This window comes from Marinobacter shunpengi (assembly GCF_045449715.1).
In the GTDB taxonomy this organism is placed as follows: domain Bacteria; phylum Pseudomonadota; class Gammaproteobacteria; order Pseudomonadales; family Oleiphilaceae; genus Marinobacter.
On sequence record NZ_JBJJLA010000017.1, the window covers coordinates 57,304 to 72,945 of the forward strand.

Annotated in this window: 16 protein-coding genes and 1 other RNA gene; 7 read left to right on the plus strand and 10 right to left on the minus strand. The window is 64.4% G+C overall.

Going from position 1 to position 15,642, the window contains the following annotated elements:
- Positions 1-5: 5 nt before the first annotated feature.
- The 6 genes from ACJO3T_RS10895 to ACJO3T_RS10920 all read right to left on the minus strand — a co-directional run bounded on the left by ACJO3T_RS10895 (position 6) and on the right by ACJO3T_RS10920 (position 3,910).
- A complete protein-coding gene (locus ACJO3T_RS10895; protein WP_406963672.1) occupies positions 6-638 on the minus strand; it encodes a 5-formyltetrahydrofolate cyclo-ligase in 633 nt (210 codons plus the stop codon).
- A 24-nt stretch (positions 639-662) separates the two neighbouring features.
- Positions 663-843, minus strand: a non-coding RNA gene (gene ssrS, locus ACJO3T_RS10900) — 6S RNA.
- Between the two features lie 58 nt (positions 844-901).
- On the minus strand, positions 902-1,222 hold the full coding sequence (locus ACJO3T_RS10905; protein WP_406963673.1) for a cell division protein ZapA: 321 nt from the start codon (positions 1,220-1,222) through the stop codon (positions 902-904).
- Positions 1,222-1,428, minus strand: coding sequence for a TIGR02449 family protein (locus ACJO3T_RS10910; RefSeq protein WP_328187523.1), 207 nt, complete (start codon positions 1,426-1,428; stop codon positions 1,222-1,224). Before ACJO3T_RS10910 ends, ACJO3T_RS10905 begins: the two co-directional genes overlap by 1 nt.
- A 527-nt stretch (positions 1,429-1,955) precedes the next feature.
- On the minus strand, positions 1,956-3,239 hold the full coding sequence (locus ACJO3T_RS10915) for an ABC transporter permease (RefSeq protein WP_406978483.1): 1,284 nt from the start codon (positions 3,237-3,239) through the stop codon (positions 1,956-1,958).
- Positions 3,236-3,910, minus strand: coding sequence for an ATP-binding cassette domain-containing protein (locus ACJO3T_RS10920; RefSeq protein ID WP_406963675.1), 675 nt, complete (start codon positions 3,908-3,910; stop codon positions 3,236-3,238). The genes ACJO3T_RS10915 and ACJO3T_RS10920 overlap by 4 nt, the downstream gene beginning before the upstream one ends.
- 182 nt (positions 3,911-4,092) lie before the next feature.
- On the opposite strand from ACJO3T_RS10920, the gene ACJO3T_RS10925 reads away from it, so the two are divergent.
- Complete coding sequence (locus ACJO3T_RS10925) at positions 4,093-4,614, plus strand: DUF3299 domain-containing protein (RefSeq protein WP_406963676.1); 522 nt, start codon at positions 4,093-4,095, stop codon at positions 4,612-4,614.
- Between the two features lie 56 nt (positions 4,615-4,670).
- On the opposite strand, the gene ACJO3T_RS10930 is transcribed toward ACJO3T_RS10925, so the two are convergent.
- A complete protein-coding gene (locus tag ACJO3T_RS10930; RefSeq protein ID WP_406978484.1) occupies positions 4,671-5,267 on the minus strand; it encodes a ZrgA family zinc uptake protein in 597 nt (198 codons plus the stop codon).
- Positions 5,268-5,417: 150 nt separating this feature from the next.
- Between ACJO3T_RS10930 and ACJO3T_RS10935 the strand changes: the two genes are divergently transcribed.
- The 6 genes from ACJO3T_RS10935 (at position 5,418) to fhuF (ending at position 11,810) form a co-directional block, all read left to right on the plus strand.
- Positions 5,418-6,029: a UPF0149 family protein gene (locus tag ACJO3T_RS10935; protein ID WP_406963678.1), complete on the plus strand. Its 612-nt coding sequence runs from the start codon at positions 5,418-5,420 to the stop codon at positions 6,027-6,029.
- A 21-nt stretch (positions 6,030-6,050) separates the two neighbouring features.
- Positions 6,051-7,370, plus strand: a complete 1,320-nt coding sequence (pepP, locus tag ACJO3T_RS10940; RefSeq protein WP_406963679.1) for a Xaa-Pro aminopeptidase — start codon at positions 6,051-6,053, stop codon at positions 7,368-7,370.
- An 18-nt stretch (positions 7,371-7,388) separates the two neighbouring features.
- Entirely contained in the window at positions 7,389-8,663 is a 1,275-nt protein-coding gene (gene ubiH, locus ACJO3T_RS10945; protein WP_406978485.1) for a 2-octaprenyl-6-methoxyphenyl hydroxylase, read from the plus strand.
- Complete coding sequence (locus ACJO3T_RS10950) at positions 8,660-9,883, plus strand: UbiH/UbiF/VisC/COQ6 family ubiquinone biosynthesis hydroxylase (RefSeq protein WP_406978486.1); 1,224 nt, start codon at positions 8,660-8,662, stop codon at positions 9,881-9,883. Before ubiH ends, ACJO3T_RS10950 begins: the two co-directional genes overlap by 4 nt.
- A 111-nt stretch (positions 9,884-9,994) precedes the next feature.
- Positions 9,995-10,897: a DUF808 domain-containing protein gene (locus ACJO3T_RS10955; protein WP_406978487.1), complete on the plus strand. Its 903-nt coding sequence runs from the start codon at positions 9,995-9,997 to the stop codon at positions 10,895-10,897.
- A gap of 151 nt (positions 10,898-11,048) precedes the next feature.
- Positions 11,049-11,810: a siderophore-iron reductase FhuF gene (fhuF, locus tag ACJO3T_RS10960; protein ID WP_406978488.1), complete on the plus strand. Its 762-nt coding sequence runs from the start codon at positions 11,049-11,051 to the stop codon at positions 11,808-11,810.
- Between the two features lie 28 nt (positions 11,811-11,838).
- On the opposite strand, the gene ACJO3T_RS10965 is transcribed toward fhuF, so the two are convergent.
- The 3 genes from ACJO3T_RS10965 to ACJO3T_RS10975 form a co-directional block, all read right to left on the minus strand.
- Positions 11,839-12,606 carry an ABC transporter ATP-binding protein gene (locus ACJO3T_RS10965; RefSeq protein ID WP_406978489.1) on the minus strand — a complete coding sequence of 256 codons (768 nt, stop codon included), beginning with the start codon at positions 12,604-12,606 and terminating at the stop codon, positions 11,839-11,841.
- A 91-nt stretch (positions 12,607-12,697) separates the two neighbouring features.
- Positions 12,698-14,707: a Fe(3+)-hydroxamate ABC transporter permease FhuB gene (gene fhuB, locus ACJO3T_RS10970; RefSeq protein WP_406978490.1), complete on the minus strand. Its 2,010-nt coding sequence runs from the start codon at positions 14,705-14,707 to the stop codon at positions 12,698-12,700.
- A complete protein-coding gene (locus ACJO3T_RS10975) occupies positions 14,704-15,639 on the minus strand; it encodes an ABC transporter substrate-binding protein (RefSeq protein ID WP_406978491.1) in 936 nt (311 codons plus the stop codon). Before ACJO3T_RS10975 ends, fhuB begins: the two co-directional genes overlap by 4 nt.
- Positions 15,640-15,642 lie beyond the last annotated feature (3 nt).

Genomic DNA, 15,642 nt, shown 5'->3' on the forward strand with positions numbered 1-15,642 from the left:
CTGAGTCAGCCGGTCCGGACTATCCTTCTGTCCGTTACTACCGCATCCAGCGGCACATCCCAGGGCTCCGTCGGCAGCCTTTCTACCCGTTGCAGTTCGTGAGCCAGCCCGATCAGGGTGGGGCGCAGCCGTGGGCGCACCCGGGTAAAGGCCAGGGTGCGGTCATAGAATCCCCCGCCCATCCCCAGGCGCCCGCCCTGTTCATCGAATCCCACCAGGGGCATCAGGATCACATCCAGCGACCAGGCCGGTCGTATCAGGCGATGATGGAATACCGGCTCCGGGATGCCGAAGCGGTTGGGCGCCATAGGTGTGTGGTCGTCATAGCGGCAGAAAGCCAGTTGCCCGGAATGTATGGGATGCAGGACCGGCAGGTAGAAGTGAACCCCCCGACGACGGCTTTGCTCCATGAACGTCCGCGGATCGATTTCGCCGTCATTGGGCAGGTAGAGCGCAATGTTGTGGGCACCCATGACCCTGGGGTGTCGGCGCAGGGCGTTAGCCAGGTTGATGGCGGCGAGGGTCTGTTGCTCGGGGTTGAGCGCCCGCCTGGCGTCACGGAGGTTCCGTCTGAGGGCCTTACGGTCCCTGGCGGATTCCGGCTCGAATTCTGAGAGATTCTGGAACGTGTGACTCACGATGGGTCAGGGATCAGGTGGAATAAGCTTCCCGGGCTGCCGTTATCGGATGTGGCCCTTGAACCCAAAGTTCAAGGTGGTGGCCGCTGTGACACATTAGGCTTTCCCCTTCGCGGGGGACTTGCTCACAATGCCCTGAAGTAGCCACCTGGGTGTTGCGCATCGGCTCGAGGACGTATCCGACCAGCGAACAGCCCAGGAAGTTGGCTTCATTATACGGGCATTGGCCGGGGCCTTTGCAACCGCCGTGTGTGACTTTTCGGTTACTCGGTGCCTTGACTGTTCCCGGGGCCGGGGTGCGAGCCGCCCAGGGCCATGTCCAGTTTGTCGTCCATCGAGCGGAGCACCTGGTCCGCAGCCCCGGAGACATTGCTGTCCTCCAGCAATTCGTGGGTGATGTTGAGGGCGGCCATGACTGCAATGCGCTCGGTGCCCAGGACTTTACCCGTCGTGCGGATTTCCCGCATCTTGCTGTCCAGGTGGCGGGCGGCCCGGCGCAGGGCATCCTGTTGGTCCTCAGGGCAGGCAACCAGGTAGTCCTTGTCGAGGATGGTGACTTCAACCGTGGTGGGGGATCTAGACATCAGTGGTGCTCCAGGGCTCTGAGCCGGCCGATCATGGCTTCAATCCGGTTCTTGGCCTGGTCGTTGCGCTGGAGTAGCTGGGCCCGTTCCCGGTTCCATTCGTCCTGAAGCTCCCTCATGGCAGCGTTGTCCTGCTCCAGTTTGCGACAGCGCTCGATCAGGCGGTCCAGTTTCTCCGCCATGGCCTGCAATTCTGACTGTTCCATAGACATTCCGGTACTTGGCGGGGCCGTCTGACACCGGCGGCCCCTTTCGGTCTTACAGTTCGCGGTCTGGCACTCTGGTTTGTAATGGCCCGGGTCGGCAAGGACCCTAGTGTGCCGTGCGGTTAATTCGCTGACCTACTGCGTGACGCTGGGGCCTCTGGCCAAGGCGCCAGTCCGCCGGTGTGGTGGTTCCACATCAAGGGCTGGCAACACCGGCCAGAGGCCCCAGCGTCGCGCCCTTCGGGAGCCACTGAGAGCGTTGATAGCCGCGTTGCGCCGGCTCGACTTGGAACCACCAAACCTTCGCCACCGCGCCTTGCTCTCAACGCTCTCAGTGGCCCAGTAGATCAGCGAATTAACCGCACGGCACACTGGCCACCGTGGCGACCGCCTGCAATCACTATAAGTGGGCGATGGGAAAGGGTCAATTTGCCAGTCTGTCATCTTGCTGTGACTCCTGTCCCAACCTGGTAAGTCGGCGCCACACGTCTGGCAATCACCCGGCACCAGGGGGCGGAGACGACGGGCTAGCTTGTCATATCCTCCGTGGCTCCCCATCCACCCGGACGGCTGCCCATTCGCCAGGCCCTGACGGCGGGTATCAGCCCCACCAGCAGCCCGGCCACAGGCACCGCCGCCAGCAGGCCCCATTCCGCCAGTGTGGGTGGCCGCAAGGCGATGGCCACGCCCCACACTTCCAGCAGCCAGGGGGCGAGGATGGCCATGGCCAGGTACCACAGGCCGCTGGCCAGCACCGCCGCCAGCAGGGCCAGCCCGGTACACTCCAGCAGGTAAAGGCCGGCAATCAGGGCAGGGGAGGCGCCGTTGGCCCTCAGTACCGCAATTTCCTGGTGACGGTGGGATTGCAGGGTCAGTAGCACGGTGACCAGTCCCGCCAGGCTGGTGACCACCACGAAGGTGGTGATACCCAGCAGGATGAACTCGAACTGGCCCAGCACCTGCCAGAGCTGTGACAGGGCAACACCGGGCAGGATCGCGGACAGGGGTTCCGCTGACATCTGGTTGATATCCCGTTGGATGCGGAAGGTGAGGATCTGTCGTTCCACGCCGGCGAGGGCCGCAGTGATGGTCTGTGGTGTCAGGCCGCGCTCACGGGCGGCATCGGCGGACAGTGTCCGGCCCGGCGAGGGCACACCGGCCTCCCAGCCCACATGGATGGCCTCCAGTCCCTCCAGGCTGACATAGACGCCCCGGTCCACCGGCGTGCCGGTGGGCGCCAGGACGCCGCTGACCCGGAACGGGTGCTGGTCGTGGCTGACAAAGCTGGTACGTCCGCCGCCATGGGACAGGATGACCTCGTCGCCGATACCGTGTTCGAGTTTGCGGGCCACCTGGGATCCGAGCACCACATCGAACAGGTCGCTGAACCATTGGCCTTCGTCCATGGCCAGGGCCTGTTCATCCCCGTACTGGTAATGTTCCAGGAAGCGCCGGTCGGTGCCTACCACCCGGTAACCCTGGTAGCTGTCTCCCAGCGATAGAGGGACCAGCCAGTCGATGCGCTGATCCTGTTCAAGATCCTGGAAGGTTGACCAGCGCAGGTTGTTGGTGGCATGGCCAATGTGGAACACGGAGTAGAGCAACAGGTTCAGTTCTCCGCTGCGGGCGCCGATGATCAGGTCGGTGCCGGACACCGATTGGTTGAAGGACTGGCGGACCTCGGTGCGCAGGTATTGCACGCCCAGCAGCAGGGTGACACTCAGAGTCAGAGTCAGGGTGACCAGCAGCAGGACCCGGCGGCGGTGCCAGAGGCTGGCGGCCGCCAGTGACAGGGCGAGGGGCAGTCTCATGGCTGCACCTCCCCGCCGGCGGCCAGCTCCAGGTGATAAGGGAAGTGGGCCGCAAGCCCGGGGTCATGGCTGACGAAGACGACGCTGGTGCCATGGTCGGCCGCCCGTGCCAGCAGGAGGTCGATAAACCGGTCGCGGTTATCTGTATCCAGGGCGGAGGTGGGCTCGTCCGCCAGGATCAGTGGCGGCGCGCCGATAAGCGCCCGGGCTGCGGCCACCCGTTGTTGCTGGCCGGTGCTCAGGGCCGCGGGTTTGCGCCCCAGGCTGTCATCGGGCAGGTCCAGTGCCCGCAACAGGCGTCGGGCGGTGTCTTCGGGGTGTCCGGCATTCCGCCACCGGGTGGTGGAGAGGCGACATGGCAGCGTGACGTTGTCCAGGGCACTGAGGTAGGGCACCAGGTTGAACTGCTGGAAGATAACGCCGGTGCAGTCGGCCCGCAGTCGGTCCCGGGCGCCGCCGCCCAGCCGTTTCAAGTCCTGGCCGTGGACTTCAATGTGCCCGTCCACCGCTCGGTTGAGGCCGCTCAGAAGGCTGAGCAGGGTGCTCTTGCCGCTGCCGCTGGGGCCGCGGATAAACAGGTGGTCCCCCGCCTGCAGCCGGATGTCTGGAAAGTGGAGGCTGCCACCCTGGTCGGGCCAGTGCCAGCTCAGGTTTGTCGTATGAATCACCATGGTCTGATCGTGCCTGTGATGGATGTCCGGAGTATCGGGCTATGGGAGCTGTAGTGTGCGTCAAAATGGTAATCGTCGTAGTCTGTGAAGCCGATTCGGGTCGTGGCATGATAACCTGAATCATCGTGACCGGCCCCGGCTATCGTCCGTCAGGTGCCTCCCCGAATACCTGGAGACCATCAATGTCCATAACATCCCTTCGTGCGCCGACAAAACAGGTCCTGGTGGCCTGCCTGTTGGTGATGATCGCCAGCACCAGCCTTGCCGACGAACAATGGCGCGAGCTGGACTGGCTGGAACTGATGCCCGAGGAGGATCTGCGACTGCTTGAGAACCTGCCGGAGGTGGAGCATGAGGGCAGTGGCCCCGCCGCATTGCCGGATGAGATCCTCACCGGTCGGGTGGTGCCGGAAATGGATGGCACCCGCGCCAGGATCCCCGGCTTCGTGGTACCCCTGAAGACGGTGGGTGATCAGCGCATTGTCGAATTCTTCCTGGTGCCCTACTACGGTGCCTGCATCCACGTGCCGCCACCGCCGCCGAACCAGATTATCCATGTGACCTACAAGCCCGGCTTCACCCTGAACGCCCTCTACGAACCTGTCTGGGTCCAGGGCACCCTGAAGACGGAGTCGGTGGAGAACGATATCGGTGCCGCCTCCTATACCCTTATCAGCGAGAACGTGGAGCCCTACGAGGGCTGATGGGCCGACGCGACGGGATCCAAGGTTCCGTCACGCCGCCCCATGGTTTGTCCCGGTCAGTGGTCGAGATGGATCTCGTCCTCCCCCGCGTGCAGCTCGGTATGCCCTTGGCCGCCGGAACCCAGCCAGTCCACGGACAGGTGTTCGATACCGGGGAACCGGGTCATCAGGGAGGTGGCCAGGGGATCGGTCAGTTCGCTGTCGCACTCGATTCTCTGGGTGACTTCGAAATCGCTGTGGTTACCCTCTTCTTCGTGCTCGTGCTCGTGCTCGTGCTCGTGCTCGTGCTCGTGCTCGTGCTCGTGCTCGTGCTCACCCTCAACGCCCCCCTTGTGATGGATGCTGCCAGCGGTCACGGTGCAATCGTTGCTGGTGGTCTGCACCAGCGGATTCGCGGTCAGCCACTCCCGGGTTTCCATGACCGCGGCTTCCTGTTCGGCGTTCTTTGGCTTGTGCTCGAACCCCAGCAGGTTGGCTGCCGGTGATTGCAGGATCAGTTCGGCGGTCCGGCCATCGACAGCGACCTGGAGTTTTGCATCGCCATGGACATGGGCCTGTTGATGGTGCCCGTGCTCGTCACCAGTAGCGGTAGTAGCAAACCCCGCGCAGGCCAGGGCGAGCAGGGAGGCTCTGTAGATGCCTGGAGTAGCCATGGAATTGATCTCCTTTTGATATGTTATAACGTAAGTTACCTGAATCCGTTGCCAGGTCAAGCATGATGTCTTTCGGCGGATGGATATGCCGCTGCCACGGCGGAAATGCTAGGATTGGAGACCCATTCAACTGACAGGTACAGCGACTTCATGACCGACAACGCAGAACCCGGTGCCAGCGCTGGTGATTTCGAGGGCTGGGCGAACCTGTTTACCCGCTGCCGGGCGTTCAGTCATCCCTCCGAGCTACACGGCGGACTCTGTGGCCGGCTTGCCGCCGGCGCCCGCCTGAACCAGCAGCAATGGCTGGAAGTGGTATGCGAGCATATCGGCATCGCGCCGGAAACCCTGGAACAGGGCGACGACCTGCCGGCGGAACTGCCGGAGTTCATGGCCGAGGCCTACCAGCAGACCCTGGACCAGTTGCGGGCCTCTGACATGGCCTTCGAGCCCCTGCTGCCGGAAGATGACTATGCGTTCGAGCAACGCCTGCAGGCCCTGGCGGCCTGGGTGCGTGGCTTCCTCGAGGGCATGGCGCTGGCGGCCGGCGAGAAACTGGGTCAGGCTCCGGATGAGATCCGGGAACTGATCGAGGACATGGTGGCCATCAGTCAGGTGGAAGAATCCGATGAGGGTGACGAGGCAGCGGAAGTGCAGCTTATCGACATTACCGAGTACGTCCGCCTGGGCGTGATTTCCGTATTCACGGAATTCAATCCCCCGGAGCCGCCGACACCTTCCGCAGGCCAGACCCTGCACTGAGTTTGATGATCAGGAGACCCTATGAGCCCGTGGATTCCGATGAGTGAACACGCCGAGCGCCGTCGCCGGCTGATGGATGTGATGGCAAAGGACAGCATTGCCATCCTGCCCGCGGCCCCGGAACGCACCCGCAACCGGGATGTGCTCTACCCGTTCCGGCAGGACAGTGACTTCCAGTACCTGACCGGTTTCAATGAGCCGGAAGCCGTGGTGGTGCTGATTCCCGGCCGCGAACATGGTGAATCGGTACTGTTCTGCCGTGAACGGAACCCGGAGAAGGAGCAGTGGGACGGTTCCATTACCGGCCCGGAAGGGGCGATTGAAACCTACGGGCTGGACGACGCTTTTCCCATCGCGGATATCGACGACATCCTGCCGGGGATGATCGAGGGCCGCAGCCGGGTATACTATCCCCTGGGCCGCGACCAGGCCTTCGATGCCCGGGTTATGGACTGGGTCAAGCTGATCCGCAGCAAGGTGCGGGCGGGTGCCCAGCCCCCCGGCGAGTTCGTGGCTCTGGAGCACCTGCTCCACGACCTGCGCCTGTACAAGAGCCCGAAGGAAATCAAGGTCATGGCCGAGGCCGGCCGAATCAGTGCCGAGGCCCACTGCCGGGCCATGAAACGGGCCCGTAAGGGGGGCTACGAGTACCAGCTCGAGGCGGAGCTGATCCACACCTTCATGGAGCACGGTGCCCGTAATACCGCCTATCCCTCCATCGTGGGCAGCGGCGCCAATGCCTGCGTGCTGCACTACATCGAGAACAGTGCGCCGCTGCGGGAAGGGGACCTGGTACTGATTGACGCCGGTTGCGAGGTGGACTGCTACGCCTCCGACATCACCCGTACCTTCCCGGTCAGTGGTCGCTTCAGCGAGGCCCAGCGGGCCATCTATGAAGTGGTGCTGGAGGCCCAGTACGCCGCCATCGACGCGGTGCAGCCCGGCCACCACTGGAACATGCCCCACGAGGCGGCGCTGGAAGTGCTGACCGAGGGGCTGATCGATCTGGGTATCATAGAGGGGCCTCTGACCCGGGCCCTGGAGACGGAAGCCTACCGCCCCTTCTTCATGCACCGCACCGGCCACTGGCTGGGCATGGATGTCCACGATGTGGGCGACTACAAGGTGGGCGACGCCTGGCGGGTGCTGGAACCGGGCATGGTGATGACCGTGGAGCCGGGGCTCTACATCGCTCCGGATAACATGGATGTGGACCCGAAGTGGCGGGGCATTGGCGTGCGCATCGAGGACGATGTGGTGGTCACCAAAGAGGGCTGCAAGGTGCTTACGGACGCGGTGCCCAAGAACATCGCCGAGGTGGAAGCCTTAATGGCGGAATGACCCGGACAGGTGGCTGACATGCAGGCGTGGGACACGGACATACTGATTGCCGGTGGTGGACTGGCGGGGGCGACCCTGGCCCTGGCCATCTGCCGGCTGGTGCCCGGCTACCGCGTGACCGTGGTGGAGGCTTTCCCCCTGTCCGGTGACCCCGCCCCCAGCGACTACCAGCCCAGCTACGATGCCCGCTCCACGGCCCTGTCCTGGGGCTCCCGCCAGATCTTCGAACGCCTGGGCCTGTGGTCGTCCATCAGTGGGCAGGCGGCGGCTATCCGGCATATCCACGTCTCCGAGAGAGGCCGTTTCGGCGTTACCCGCCTGGATGCATCGGAGCACCAGCAGCCGGCATTGGGTTATGTCGCCGACAACCGCTGGCTGGGCCTGTGCCTGATGGAGTCCCTGGCACGGCAGCCGAACATCCGCTGGCTGGCACCGGCCCGGGCCGAGGGCGTGACCAGCCTGCGGGGCGGCGTGCGCGTGGCGATCCGGCAGGATGGCGAGGAACGCGGCCTCACCAGCCGTTGCCTGGTGGTGGCGGACGGAGGCCGTTCCGGCTTGAGGGAGGCCCTGGGGATCGGCATCCGGCAGGAGGATTACGGCCAGTCCGCGCTGATCGCCAATGTCAGTACCGAACAGCCCCACCAGGGCATCGCCTGGGAGCGCTTCACCGAGCGGGGGCCCATGGCCCTGCTGCCACAGGTGGGCGGTCCGGAGGACGGTCATCGCTCCGCCCTGGTATGGACCCTGTCGCCGGACGACCTGGATGACGTGCTGGCCCTGGACGAGGCTGGCCGTTGTGCCTGTCTGCAGCGGGTATTCGGCTGGCGCCTGGGGCGGTTCACCCGGTTTGGTGAGAGCCACCATTATCCCCTGGCGCTGACCACCGCCAACGAGTGCATTCGTCCCGGTGTGGCCCTGGTGGGCAATGCTGCCCATGCCCTCCATCCGGTGGCCGGGCAGGGGTTCAACCTGGCCCTGCGGGGGCTGATGGCGCTGGTGGATGCCTTCCGGTATGCCCACGACAACGACCTGTCCCCGGGGGATCTGCGGGTGCTGGAGCGTTACCGGCGGCAGCATGCCCCGGATCAGCGGCAGACCATCGGGTTCTCCGATTCCCTGGTGCGCCTGTTTGGTGGCGGCTACCCTGCCCTGGGGCCGGCCCGCAACGCCGGACTGGCGGGGCTGGACATCATGCCCGGTGCCAAGCAGTGGTTTGCCCGACAGGCCATGGGGATGGTGACGGGGGGCACGCCCAGGCAGCCATCGGACCGCGACCGGGAGCATTGGCAATGAGTGATTTTGATATTGTCGTGGTTGGTGGTGGCATGACCGGAAGCGCCCTGGCCCTTGGGGCCGCTCAACAGGGCTGGCGGGTCGCGCTGGTGGAAGCCGCGCCGGTGGCGAAACTGGTGGAGTCGCCATTACCGGCCCGCACGGTGGATGATTTCGAGCCCCGGGTCAGTGCCATCTCCGTGGCCAGCCAGCGCTTGCTGGAGCGCCTCGGGGCCTGGCAGCGGGCGACGCAATCCCGCCATTGCCCCTACATCGCCATGAATGTCTGGGACGGTGAGGCCATCGGCCGCATCCGTTTCGACGCCGCCGAGCTGGGGGTGCCTGCCCTGGGCACCATCATCGAGAACCGTCACCTGGTCCGCAGCCTGTTCGAGGCGGTCCGGGACTGCGACCTTACCTGCCTGGATGGCCAGTCGGTGGATGCCCTGGAACAGGACGGGGAAGGCTGGCAACTGACCCTGTCCGGTGGCGAGAAGTTTACCGCCTCCCTGGTGGTGGGCGCCGACGGTGGCCATTCCCGTATCCGCCAGTGGGTGGGCCTGCCCACCCGGGAGTGGGACTATGACCAGGAAGCCATCGTCTGCACCGTGCAGGCCGCGCAGTCCCACCAGCACACCGCCTGGCAGCGTTTTACCGCCACCGGGCCCCTGGCCTTCCTGCCGCTGCAGCCTGACCCTGGTGAAGAGGGTGAGCAGGGCGAACGGTTCTGCTCCATTGTCTGGTCCCAGGATACGCCGGAGGCCCGCCGCCTGCTGGCCCTGGATGCCGATGCCTTCATGGCGGAGCTGACCAGTGCCCTGGAGGGACGACTGGGCCCCGTGGAAGCCGTCTCCCGCCGCTTCTCGTTCCCCCTGCGGCAGCGTCACAGCAAGCAGTACGTTCAGCCAGGTCTGGCCCTGGTGGGGGATGCGGCCCACACCATCCATCCCCTGGCGGGGCAGGGGGCCAATCTCGGGTATGGCGATGTCTCAGCCCTGCTGGCGGAACTGGAAACCGCCTTCCAGCGAGGGCAGTCACCGGGCGACCTGCTGCTCCTCCAGCGCTACCAGCGCCGACGCAAGGGTGAGAACCTGTCGATGATGGCCGCCATGGAAGGATTCAGACAACTCTTTGCCCGGGATGAACTGCCACTGAAATGGCTGCGCAGCACCGGCATGCGCTGGCTGGACCGGGCTACTCCGCTCAAGAACCGGGTAGCCGCACAGGCAATGGGGCTGTGACCGGTTCGCCAGAGTAACCGTGGGCAAAAGCCATTACATTCGTCCCGGGACGCTATATAGTGCCCGATAGTTTTCACTGTCCCGGAAGTTGTTGAATAGGAGTCCTATGCCATGGCCGGCGCCAGCCTGCTTACCCTGCTTGATGATATCAGTGTCGTTCTTGACGACGTTTCGGTGATGACCAAGGTGGCGGCCAAGAAAACCGCCGGTGTCCTGGGGGATGACCTGGCCCTGAACGCCCAGCAGGTGACCGGCGTCAGGCCGGCCCGGGAGCTGCCAGTGGTGTGGGCGGTGGCGAAGGGCTCGGCCATCAACAAGGTGATCCTGGTACCCCTGGCCCTGGTCATCAGTTATTTCCTGCCATGGCTGATCACGCCCCTGCTGATGCTGGGGGGCGCCTTCCTCTGTTATGAGGGCTTCGAGAAGCTGGTCCACAAGTGGCTGCACCGGGAACAGGAGGAGGCCCATCGTGAGGACCTGCGACAGGCCATGGCGGACCCGCAGAAGGACCTCAAGGCGCTGGAGAAGGACAAAATCAAGGGGGCCATCCGCACCGACTTTATCCTCTCCGCCGAGATCATCGCCATCACCCTGGGCACCGTGAGTGCCGAGCCCATCACAATGCAACTGGCGGTACTGGTGGTAATTGCGGTGGCGGTGACGGTGGGCGTGTATGGCCTGGTGGCGGCCATCGTCAAACTGGATGATCTGGGCGTGCACCTTACAGAGCGCAAGTCGTCATTCTCCCAGTCAATGGGGGCAGGTATCCTGCGGGCCGCCCCCTGGTTGATGAAAGCCCTGTCCATCGTCGGTACCGCCGCCATGTTCCTGGTGGGCGGCGGCATCCTGGTGCACGGTATCCATCCACTGTACGAATGGATCCGTGAGTTCACCGCCGGCCTGGGTTCCATAATGGCGACCGTGGGCCCGATGTTGATTGATGGCCTGATTGGGGTGCTGGCCGGGGCGGTGCTGGTGGCGGTGATATCCGGGGTCCAGCGGTTGAGAGCCTGATTCTGTCCGGGGTATCGACCTCACCGTCGGTGGCCGGATACCCTCGTTATCTGTGTTGTGTTGCGTATAATGAGAACCGTTTTCACCAGGATTGCCGGTACTCATACTGGGTTCATGCCGGAGCCTGAACGAACCACGGTGCGGATACCTCATGACGATTCCTGCCCTTGCTCCCCTGTTTATCGGGGATTTCGAATACTATCGGGATATGCTGGTTCTGCCGGGCCAGGACCAGCGCCCGGGCATACCGGCCAGGGACCTGATTTCCGGCGACGGCCTGTCGTGGCTGCTGTCCGAGTATCGACGATCCCAGTCCGGTGATGACGATCGGGCCCTGCTGTCACTCTGGTCCCGGTATTACTTCGTGAAACTCACGGTGCCGGTGGTCGCCGCCAATCTGGTGCTGGGGCGGGAGTTGCCGGTTGCCCTCGACCGTATCGAGGTCATCCTGGGCGAAGGTGGGGTGCCGGAGGCCTTCCGCCTGCCAGACGAAGGGCACCCCTTCGAGGTGTCTCCGGAGGGGCCGTTCGAGCGTTTCCGGGAATTGCTGGAGGGCAACTTCGAGCCGCTGATCGAGGGCTGGTGCAGCCAGGTCAAGCTGTCACGTCGGGTGCTTTGGAACAACGCCGCCAATTACTTTGACTGGCTCATTGAAACCATGGCTGCGGGCGGCGTGCCAGAGGCAATGCTCGTGGATGGGCGTGGGATCATTGAGCGGGAGCGACGCCCCGATGGTGGGCCCAACCCCATGGCCAATCCGGTACGTTACGTGGAACGCGGGGAAGGCTGTGAGCCCCTGCGGCAACGACGCCACTGCTGTATCCGCTACCGCCTGCCCGATCTTCCCCTGTGCAGGAACTGTCCCCACATTGACCGGCCCCCCAAGGGCGCGCGGTTACCTGAAGAGGTATAGCGCCTGTAGTCACACCGTTTCCCGAGGCTCAGACCACCGCGATGCGGGCACCATCCTGCCTCGGGTGAGCCAGGATCGACATGGGGATGCCGTAAATATCTTTCAGGGTATCCTGGTTCATCAACTGGTCGGGGGTGCCCTCGGTCAACAGTCGTCCGCTGTGGAGTGCCACCAGGTGATCACAGTAGCTGGCGGCCATGTTGATGTCGTGGAGTACCACGACCACGCCCATTTTCAGTTCCTTGCCCAGTTTGCGCACCATCGACAGGACCTCCACCTGATGGGCGACGTCCAGCGCCGATGTCGGTTCATCCAGTAGCAGGTAACGGGCGTTCTGGGCCAGCAGCATGGCGAGCCACACACGCTGGCGCTCGCCGCCCGACAGCTCATCCACGCTGCGGTCGGCAAAGCGTTCGGTGTCTGTCAGGGCCATGGCCCGCTCCACCTGTTCCTGGTCCTCCCGGGAGAATCGACCCAGGGCGCCGTGCCAGGGGTAGCGCCCAAAACTCACCAGTTCCCGGGCCGTCAGGCCGTCAGTGGCCGGTGGTTGTTGGGGCAGATAGGCGACCTGCCTGGCCAGGGGGCGGTCCCCCCAGCGATGCAGGTCCTTGCCCTCCAGGAAGATCCGACCGGCGGAGGGGTGTAGCTGGCGGGCCAGCAGTTTCAGTAACGTCGATTTGCCGGAACCGTTGTGGCCGATCAGCCCCACGACCTGACCATGCTCAATAGTGAGATCAATGGGATGCAGAAGGGTTTTCTCCGGTAGCCGATAGCTGACGGCGTCCAGTGTGAACATGGAAGCAGACCTGTTGTTTGAAAGATCAGATACTAATTCAAGTGTAAATGGTTATCAATAACCGCCGTTGCCGGGTCGCCGTCAGGGCCGGCTAACGGGCTGCCGGCAGTCGCATCATCCGCACCAGGAAATAGCCCCCGCCAATCAGTGTGGCGACCAGGCCGGCGGGCAGTTCATAGGGATACACGACAGAGCGGGCCAGCCAGTCCGCCCATAGCATGAGCAGACTGCCGATCACAAAGGCCGCCAGCAACTGTGGCAGTGCTCGCTGGTAGCCCAGCAGTCGAGCCAGGTGTGGCGCCATAAGACCAACGAACGACAAGGGGCCCACCACCAGTGTGGCAGCTGCCGTCATCAGGGCCGCCAGCAGTAATAGCGCGAGGCGTACCGGGGCAAGCGGTAACCCCAGTGACTGTGAGGTGCTGTCGCCCAGAGGGAGCAGGTCGAGCCACCGTATCGACAACAGTGTCAGCAGCATGAGCAGTGGTGTCACCACCAGTAGCACCAGCGCATCGGTGTCTCCGGACAGCCAGGTGGAGCCGGACAGCCAGTTCAGCAGGGTGACCGACTGGGCATCGCCCATGGCGAGCACCATGCGGATACCCGCATCCAGCAAGGCTGACAGGGCAATCCCTCCCAGCAGCAGCCGCTGGGGAGAAAAGCCGTTGCGTCGGCTCAGTAACAGTAGCGTCAGCAACACCAGAGTGCCGCCCAGTCCACCGGCCAGGATCTGCAACGGTCGACTGCTGGTGCCCAGGGTCAGCACCAGTATCACCATGCCCAGGGCGGCACCGGTGCTGATGCCCAGCAGTTCCGGGCTCGCCATGGGATTGCGGGTCAGTCTCTGCACGATCACACCGGCGCCTGCCAGCAGGCCGCCAGCGAGCAAGGCGGTGACCATGCGTGGCAGTCGCATGGCCATTATTGCTGGGTCCCCGCTGAGGCCGATCCATTGCCAGCCATCCCAGGTGGGGCCCAGGTTCAGGGTGACGGTGAGGCTGGCCAGGGTCGCCAGGCATAGAACGGCCAGTCCGATGAGCGGCACCCTGGTTTTCCGTTGCGCTGAACTTACCGACAGGGTTTCAGACGGACGGGCGGGGATCAGGCGGGTGCGGGTCAGTACCCAGAGCAGAACCGGGCCCCCGATCAATGCGGACGCCGCGCCGGTGGGGAACAGTAGGTAACCAAAGGCCATGGTCAGCTGTTGCGCAATGCCGTCGGCCACCAGGCAGAGCAGGGCACCGGAAAGGGCGCTGGCCAGCAGACGCTGACGCAGGGTGCGGGCGCCCAGCAGTCGCACAATGGCGGGCGCAGCCAGGCCAATAAAGCCCACCACGCCGACATGGCTGACCGTCAGTGCGGTCAGGTAGACAGCCAGCGACAGGGCCAGCACCCGTGTGACACCCGGCGACAGTCCCAGGGAACGGGCACTTTCCGCACCAAGATCCAGGGCCTGCAGCGGTCGCCATAGCAGCAGAGTGACGCCGGCAACTGCCAGCAGCCGGGGTAGCAGTTCCAGGGTGCTGCGCCAGTCGTTCTGGCTGAGTTCGCCAGCGCCCCAGATAAACAGTCCGGCGAGTTGCTCCTGGTTGAACAGCAGGATGACGGTGTTGATGGCGCCCAGATACAGACTGACGATCAGGCCGCACAGGGTCAGTGTCAGCGGGTCAAAGCCCCGCCGCGCGCCCATCAGCAGGACCAGTAACAGTGCGGCCATGCCCCCGGCCATGGCCCACACCTCCCGCCAGGCGAGCAGGGCAGGGGCCAGCAGCATCACCAGGCCGAGTACCAGTTGAGCGCCGGCGGCAACGCCCAGGGTGGTGGGGGCGGCCAGGGGGTTGCGCAGCACCTGTTGTACCAGGGTACCGGCGAAACCAAGTGCCGCCCCGGTCAGCAGGGCCATGGTCAGTCGTGGCAGTTGCGTGTAATGCAGTACCGCCTGTTCAAAACTGGCGGATGCGGACAGCCATAATGCCCCTGGCAGCCTGGCAAGGTTGTCCGGGCTGGCGAGGGGCGAGAGCAGCAGGCCGGTGGCCAGTAGCGTCAGCACCAGTAGAGTCAGTCGTGCCCAGGGCTGTTGGCGTGTCATGGGCTGGCTCATTCGCTGACCTCCCCGTTGCCGTCAATCAGCTGGTCCGCCAGCATGCGGGCCATCAGCGGAACACTGAGTACGCCGCCAAAGGTCCATACCGGCCCCACACCGGTGATACGGCCACTTTGGGCCATGGGCAGGTAAGGCCAGAGATTGCTGGCCAGCAGCCGCTGCCGGTCGGCCTCGGGCCATGGCCGGATATAGATCAGCCATGCATCAGGGTGGCCGCCCAGGTCTGCCAGGGTGCCGGGCGTGAAGCCCCATAGGTTGGTGGAACGCTGCCAGGCATTGTTGAGCCCGGCCTGCTCCAGGGCCTGATGGAGCATGGAGTTGTTGCCGTGAATGCGCAGACGGCGATCGTCCAGGAAACGGACGAGAAAGGCGCTCTGGTTTTCCAGGCCAGCGTCCGCAAGCCGGCGCCGGGTGTCGGCCAGCTCCTGCTCGGCCTGCTGTAGGACGTTTTTGGCCTGTTCTTCCCGGTCCAGTACTTTCCCCAGGCTGATCAGGTGTTCGCGGGCCCGTTCCCAGGGATTGGACTCGGTCTCGTAGGTGGTCTGCACCAGCGTCGGCGCGATGGTTTCCAGTGCGGGAACCGCCGCCATCAGGTGCCCGGTGGCCAGGATAAGATCCGGTTCCAGCGAGCGGATCGCCTCCAGATTGGGGGATTGCCTGGCACCCACGGATTTCACGCTATCGGGCAGGGGCGGTTGTGCTACCCACTCCCGGTACCCCTCGGCGTCTGCCACCCCGACCGGTGTTACACCCAGTGCCAGCAGGTGTTCCGCCAGCCACCAGTTCAGTGCCACGATCCGCTGGGGCGGCTCCTCAAAACGCAGTTCGCCGGCATCGTGGCTGACCACGGTGCCGGCGTTGCCTGTGCTGCAGAACAGGAAAAGCACCAGGGCCCGCAGTGCAGGCCCCGGTCGATAGCGTGTCAGCATGCC

What these genes read in the sequence shown, in the direction of transcription:
- ACJO3T_RS10915 (WP_406978483.1), bottom strand. Translation starts at nt 3,239, where the DNA reads ATGAGACTGCCCCTCGCCCTGTCACTGGCGGCCGCCAGCCTCTGGCAC.
- ACJO3T_RS10930 (WP_406978484.1), bottom strand. Translation starts at nt 5,267, where the DNA reads ATGGCTACTCCAGGCATCTACAGAGCCTCCCTGCTCGCCCTGGCCTGC.
- ubiH (WP_406978485.1), top strand. Translation starts at nt 7,389, where the DNA reads ATGCAGGCGTGGGACACGGACATACTGATTGCCGGTGGTGGACTGGCG.
- pepP (WP_406963679.1), top strand. Translation starts at nt 6,051, where the DNA reads ATGAGCCCGTGGATTCCGATGAGTGAACACGCCGAGCGCCGTCGCCGG.
- ACJO3T_RS10925 (WP_406963676.1), top strand. Translation starts at nt 4,093, where the DNA reads ATGTCCATAACATCCCTTCGTGCGCCGACAAAACAGGTCCTGGTGGCC.
- fhuB (WP_406978490.1), bottom strand. Translation starts at nt 14,707, where the DNA reads ATGAGCCAGCCCATGACACGCCAACAGCCCTGGGCACGACTGACTCTA.
- ACJO3T_RS10965 (WP_406978489.1), bottom strand. Translation starts at nt 12,606, where the DNA reads ATGTTCACACTGGACGCCGTCAGCTATCGGCTACCGGAGAAAACCCTT.
- ACJO3T_RS10950 (WP_406978486.1), top strand. Translation starts at nt 8,660, where the DNA reads ATGAGTGATTTTGATATTGTCGTGGTTGGTGGTGGCATGACCGGAAGC.
- ACJO3T_RS10975 (WP_406978491.1), bottom strand. Translation starts at nt 15,639, where the DNA reads ATGCTGACACGCTATCGACCGGGGCCTGCACTGCGGGCCCTGGTGCTT.
- ACJO3T_RS10920 (WP_406963675.1), bottom strand. Translation starts at nt 3,910, where the DNA reads ATGGTGATTCATACGACAAACCTGAGCTGGCACTGGCCCGACCAGGGT.
- ACJO3T_RS10955 (WP_406978487.1), top strand. Translation starts at nt 9,995, where the DNA reads ATGGCCGGCGCCAGCCTGCTTACCCTGCTTGATGATATCAGTGTCGTT.
- ACJO3T_RS10935 (WP_406963678.1), top strand. Translation starts at nt 5,418, where the DNA reads ATGACCGACAACGCAGAACCCGGTGCCAGCGCTGGTGATTTCGAGGGC.
- ACJO3T_RS10910 (WP_328187523.1), bottom strand. Translation starts at nt 1,428, where the DNA reads ATGGAACAGTCAGAATTGCAGGCCATGGCGGAGAAACTGGACCGCCTG.
- ACJO3T_RS10905 (WP_406963673.1), bottom strand. Translation starts at nt 1,222, where the DNA reads ATGTCTAGATCCCCCACCACGGTTGAAGTCACCATCCTCGACAAGGAC.
- fhuF (WP_406978488.1), top strand. Translation starts at nt 11,049, where the DNA reads ATGACGATTCCTGCCCTTGCTCCCCTGTTTATCGGGGATTTCGAATAC.